Below are 4,867 nucleotides of genomic sequence, written 5' to 3'. Positions count from 1 at the left end.
CGAACAGCCCGGCGCCCAGAGCACCGATTGTCGTCAGCCGCATCGCCTGGCGGCGGGTGAAGTCGCGTGTCTGCATAGGTGAGCCCCTTGGTACCGATCCTTTCGGAGCGGTAAGAGCGCTCGGCGCGGCAAAGTGGGGGTGCCTACGGCTCGGATTGTGAGATCAAGGCTCGCAATCGACTTCGGGTGCTGGGCCTTCGGGGTTGGATTCCGGCCGGTCGATGAGCGCTTTATACTGTGGCGCCGATACGTCGTCAGTGTCATGGAATGTCGACATGAGTGATGCGTTACCGTTGATCGCGATCGTCTGCGTCGGTGTGGCCATCGGCTGGTGGTCGAGACGACGCGGGATTCGTTTGCTCCCTAAAGTCGCCAAGGTCGCGGCGTTCGTGATCGGCGTGCAGGTGGTGTCGTTCGCGGTAGCAGTGCTGATTAGCAGCGACACGCTCGCGATGCTCGCCGGGCTGTCGATGATGGTCGTGTTGCCCGTCGCTGGCCTGGGGTTGGCTGGCCTCGGGTTGGGTTGGCTACTCGCGCCCAACATGCCCGAGGAACCGTCGGCATTCCCGCCTCAGCAGCCAGCTCCACCTGTTCCCGCCGCGCAGCCAGCGCCGCCGCAAATAAAGTTGAATCCTCGGCAGCGGCTGGTGCTGTTCGTGATGCCGGGCGTCGGCTCACTCTTTTGGGTTGGCTTGTGGCTCGGCTTTACGTTGCATGATCAGCAACCTCCGGCGGGGCTTGCCGAAGGCGTTGTGCCTGCGGCATTGGTGCTGCTGGCAACGGTGGTGTTCGGCGTCCGTTGGTTATGGCGCCGACGCAAGTCTGCGAGTTAGCGAGCGCGAATCACCCAGTCGTTGCCGTCGGGCTCGACGGCGAAGGCATCGCTCTGGGCTGCGTACAACATCAGTGCTTGAGGACGATCGGCATCGAAGATGCCGGACAGTTGTAGCTGTTGCGCCTGTTCGCCTTCCACTCGGATCTTGGTGCGGTTGTAGCGATTGAACTCGGCGGCCACTTCGGCCAACGGCGCATCATGAAACACCAAACGCCGCTCGCGCCAGGCAACGGCGTCTTCCACCGTGCGCTGCCGCTGCGATTCGACACGGCCTCGAGCGATCTGAACTCGTTCGCCACGAGTCAGGCGCTGAGGTTCGTTGCCAGTCGTGATTTGCACCGTGCCTTCGACGACGGCGACATCAGCTTGCTCGTCCCGGCGGCGGACATTGAACTGAGTGCCCACCGCGCGAACGGTGGTGTTGCCTGCCGTCACCGTGAACGGACGAGCCGAATCTTTCTCAACGACGAACAACGCTTCACCGCGAACCAAGCGGATATTGCGTGCCTGCGCGGAGAAGGTCACTTCCACGTGTGAGTCGGTATTGAGATAAATGAAGGAACCATCTTCGAGCTTGCAGGTGCGTTGCTCGCCCACGCTGGTCGTATATCGACCTTGGCTATCGACCAACCATGCAATCACGCCGGTCGCTACCAGCACCAATGCAGCGGCGCTAACAGCAACCCGTCGCCGGCGCGACGGAACCTCAGTGCGCCGACTAAGTGCGACCGACGGTGTAGGCGTCTGAGCGTGCAAGGTAATGACATCAGCACGGCCTTCGCGCAGCAGTGCTTCGATATCCACCAACCGCTCTGCATCGATCTGCAGCAGATGCTTGTGGCTCTCCACGGTTTCCAAGAAGACCCGCAGATGGTCGGGCGAAGCGCGCACCCATTCGATGAAGGCGCGATTGCGTGCCTCGATGCTGATGAAGCCTTCTTCAGGGTCGAACTCCGGATCGCTCAGGCTGACCAGCCATTGCGCCGCTTGTAATCCCAGCTCCGCGTCCGCCGCCGCCTTGGAGTCATCGATGTTTCGTTTACTCATCGCGCTTCGGCCTCCGTGTCCTCGGGTCGGCGCATTTCATTGAAGTGCATCCGAAAGTGATTCAGCGCGCGCACGATGTATTTTTTCACGGCGTGCGGTGTGACACCGAGTTCCTCGGCGATCTCCTTATAAGTGCGATTGTCTCGATACTGACGCAACATGGCGACCTGGCAAGCGACGGGCAATTCGCGCAGTGCCCGATTCATCTCTTCTTGAAACAGCGCGGTGCTGGCATTGTCTTCGAGCCACAGCGCATTGCCTCGATCGGCGTGCGCATCGAACTCGGCGGTGTGGCACGACACGGTGCGCGTGCGTTCTTCCTGTTGCCGGCGATTGGTGGTGTGGAGCAGATTCCAGGCGACCCGAAACAGATAGCGCTGCGGGTCCTGCACCTGTTCGCCGATGGCGCGCCGGACCAGGCGCAAATACATGGCCTGCATCAGATCGTCCACGGTCTGGCGATCGCGGGCATTGCGCTCGAAAAAACGCCGCAGTTCCTGCCGATACTGTTCGTAGGCCCGCGCCAGGGCGTCTTCGCCGGGCGGGTCCTGCGAGCTGTTCGACAGTGAGTACATATAGGTAAGACCTTGTAGGGGTGGGGCCCGGGTACGGTCAAGCGCAAAAATAATCAGCTGAAAAATTCGTGGTTTCGCGGCGTACCCGAGCTGGGGTCTTCCAGGTCTTATCGACAGGGGATACAACTACAGTCGGGGAGAAAGCCTGCATGCGCAAAGCGCAATCCGTCGCCATCTTTTCGTTGCTCGCCGCGGGCGGCGTGTTCAGTACCGTCAGTACGGCTCAGAGCGTCGAGAGCGCCATGTCGCGCGTCTCCGATACGGCTGAAAAGAAGCTGCAATTCAATCTGGAACGTCAGCCCATCAGCGAAGCGCTGACCGCGTTGGGTCAGCAAAGCGGCCTGACCATCATCGTCGAGTCCTCGGTCAGTCGCGGCATCACCGCTGAACCGTTGTCCGGTTCCTATACCGCCAACGAAGCTTTGCAGCGCTTACTGCAGCCGGTGGGTTTGAAGGCCGAGTATTTGGATGGGCGCACTGTCGCGGTCCGTCCGGCTAATTCAGCGAAGCGAACTGCTATTTCGAGCAGCGAACGGCCGCTGCGCATGGCGCAAGCGGACGTTGCTTCGACAACCGGTCGAGTCGACGCTCCCGAGGCGGGCTTGGAAGAAATCGTCGTCACCGCCACACGCCGTTCAGAAAACCTGGCCAACGTGCCCATCAGTATCGCGGCCATCGGCGCGGCGGAAATCAGCCGTCGTAACTTGGTGAGCCAGACCGACTTCCTGCGCACCGTGCCCGGTGTGAATCAGATCGAAGGTGGCGCGGGCGCCAGCTCCATCGTGATGCGCGGTATCGCGGTGAATCCCACCGGCGAAGGTTTCAATCTCGGTTTGACCACTGCGACGTTCCTTGGTGAAGTGCCGTTGTCGTCGGGCCGCGTTGGTCAGTCGGATCTGCGTTTGATCGACATAGAGCGAGTGGAAGTGTTGCGCGGGCCGCAGGGCACGCAGTTCGGTTCCAGCGCCATCGCCGGCACCTTGCGTTACATTCCAGCGCCGCCGGAGTTATCGACGGTGTCGGGCAACGTCAAGGCCGGCTATTCGGTGACTCGCGGCGAAGGCAGCACCAACGACAACATCGAAGGCGTGCTGAATCTGCCGCTGATCGATGATGTGCTCGGCGTGCGTGCCGTGGCCTATCGTTACTTCGATCATGGCTACGTTCGCAACGTGGCGGCCAGCAATTCGACGTTCGCAGCTCAAGCGGCGGCGCTGGGTGTTCCTGAGCTTGCGGGTCACGGCAGGGTGGGCAACACGACTGCCGAGGGCGGGCGCATCGCGGCGCTGTTACGACCGAGCGATGAGTTGTCGTTGACGCTCACTTTCGTAAAACAGAAGCTCACTCAAGACGGCAAGCTGGAAGTGCAGGCCTTCGCCTCGCCGACCACCGCGTCGTCCGGCATTTATTATCCGGCCGTCGGCGGTAAGTACGATCAGGTGCGTTGGACGTTCGGCAATACCTTCGGGCGCGGCGAGCTGCAAGTCGACGACACTGAAATCGCCAATGCTTTGCTGGAGTACGACTTGGGTTGGGGCGAACTGCTCGGCTCGGTGTCGCGTAGCGAGCAGGCGTTCCAGAACTTGAACGACATCGGTCTGTTCTGGGGCGATGAGCAAGGCGGCAATCCGATGGTGCAGAACTACACCCAGGCTTCCAAATCCACCGCGGTGGAGACGCGCTTCACGTCCAAGTTCGACGGGCCGTGGTCGGTGATCGCTGGCCTGTACTACGAAGACTCGGAGATGTTACGCAGCGGTGCCAACAAGTTCGGCGGCACGCAGGCTCAGATGGACCTGTACTACCCAGGTGCGCCCAATCTGAATCTGGGTCAGTTCCTGGTCGGCGACAACACCGAACAGAAGGCCGGTTACGCCGAAGTGAGCTACGAGATTGTCGAAGGCCTCAAGGCCATCGTCGGCGCACGAGCCTTCCGCTATGACATCGAGCGGCCGACGACGTTGGATGGCATCGGTTTCGGCGGCTACTCGTACACGTACTACACCGGCACGGATTCCGGCGAAGTATACAAGGGAACACTGAGTTATCAGGCGCGTGAAAATGCGATGGTCTACGCCACGTTCTCACAAGGCTTCCGGCTCGGCTTCCCGCAGGCACCGGTGCCGGCGAATTGCGATCTCGACGGCGACGGCTACATCGACGGGCTGAACGGCGTGTCGACGCGCTTGTCGGCTGTGCATCCGGACAATCTCGACAACTTCGAAGTGGGCGCCAAGCTGCGCTGGTCCGATCGCGTCGAGATCAACGCTGCCGCCTTCGACATCAAATGGGATGGCTTGCCGGTGACCGTCTTCGGCACTTGCGGCTACAACGCCGTGATCAATGCCGGCCAGGCGAGCTCACGCGGGGTGGAGTTGGAAACCAAAGTGCTGGTGGTGCCGAGCCTGGT

The 4,867-nt window shown here is 61.2% G+C and carries 4 protein-coding genes; 2 read left to right on the top strand and 2 right to left on the bottom strand.

Going from position 1 to position 4,867, the window contains the following annotated elements; translation table 11 throughout:
- Positions 1-275: 275 nt before the first annotated feature.
- The gene (locus JNL55_RS13955) at positions 276-833 is read left to right on the top strand and encodes a hypothetical protein (protein ID WP_293854040.1); all 558 of its coding nucleotides are present in this window, start codon (positions 276-278) and stop codon (positions 831-833) included.
- Here the strand turns inward: JNL55_RS13955 and JNL55_RS13950 are convergent.
- Both JNL55_RS13950 and JNL55_RS13945 read right to left on the bottom strand, forming a co-directional pair.
- Positions 830-1,882 (bottom strand): FecR family protein, encoded by a 1,053-nt coding sequence (locus JNL55_RS13950; RefSeq protein WP_293854036.1) that lies wholly within the window; start codon positions 1,880-1,882, stop codon positions 830-832. The genes JNL55_RS13955 and JNL55_RS13950 overlap by 4 nt on opposite strands.
- Positions 1,879-2,457 (bottom strand): RNA polymerase sigma factor, encoded by a 579-nt coding sequence (locus tag JNL55_RS13945; protein WP_293854032.1) that lies wholly within the window; start codon positions 2,455-2,457, stop codon positions 1,879-1,881. The genes JNL55_RS13950 and JNL55_RS13945 overlap by 4 nt, the downstream gene beginning before the upstream one ends.
- Positions 2,458-2,606: 149 nt before the next feature.
- Between JNL55_RS13945 and JNL55_RS13940 the strand changes: the two genes are divergently transcribed.
- Positions 2,607-4,867, top strand: a 2,261-nt coding sequence (locus tag JNL55_RS13940) for a TonB-dependent receptor domain-containing protein (protein WP_293854029.1), incomplete at its 3' end; no start/stop codon positions are given.

The organism is Steroidobacter sp. (assembly GCF_016790065.1).
Lineage (GTDB): Bacteria > Pseudomonadota > Gammaproteobacteria > Steroidobacterales > Steroidobacteraceae > Steroidobacter.
Note: the sequence above shows the minus strand (reverse complement) of the source record. Positions and strands in the feature narration are given on the sequence as shown.

Bases quoted from the DNA above. Each gene is read 5' to 3' on its own strand.
- JNL55_RS13955 (WP_293854040.1), top strand. From the start codon at position 276: ATGAGTGATGCGTTACCGTTGATCGCGATCGTCTGCGTCGGTGTGGCC.
- JNL55_RS13950 (WP_293854036.1), bottom strand. From the start codon at position 1,882: ATGAGTAAACGAAACATCGATGACTCCAAGGCGGCGGCGGACGCGGAG.
- JNL55_RS13945 (WP_293854032.1), bottom strand. From the start codon at position 2,457: ATGTACTCACTGTCGAACAGCTCGCAGGACCCGCCCGGCGAAGACGCC.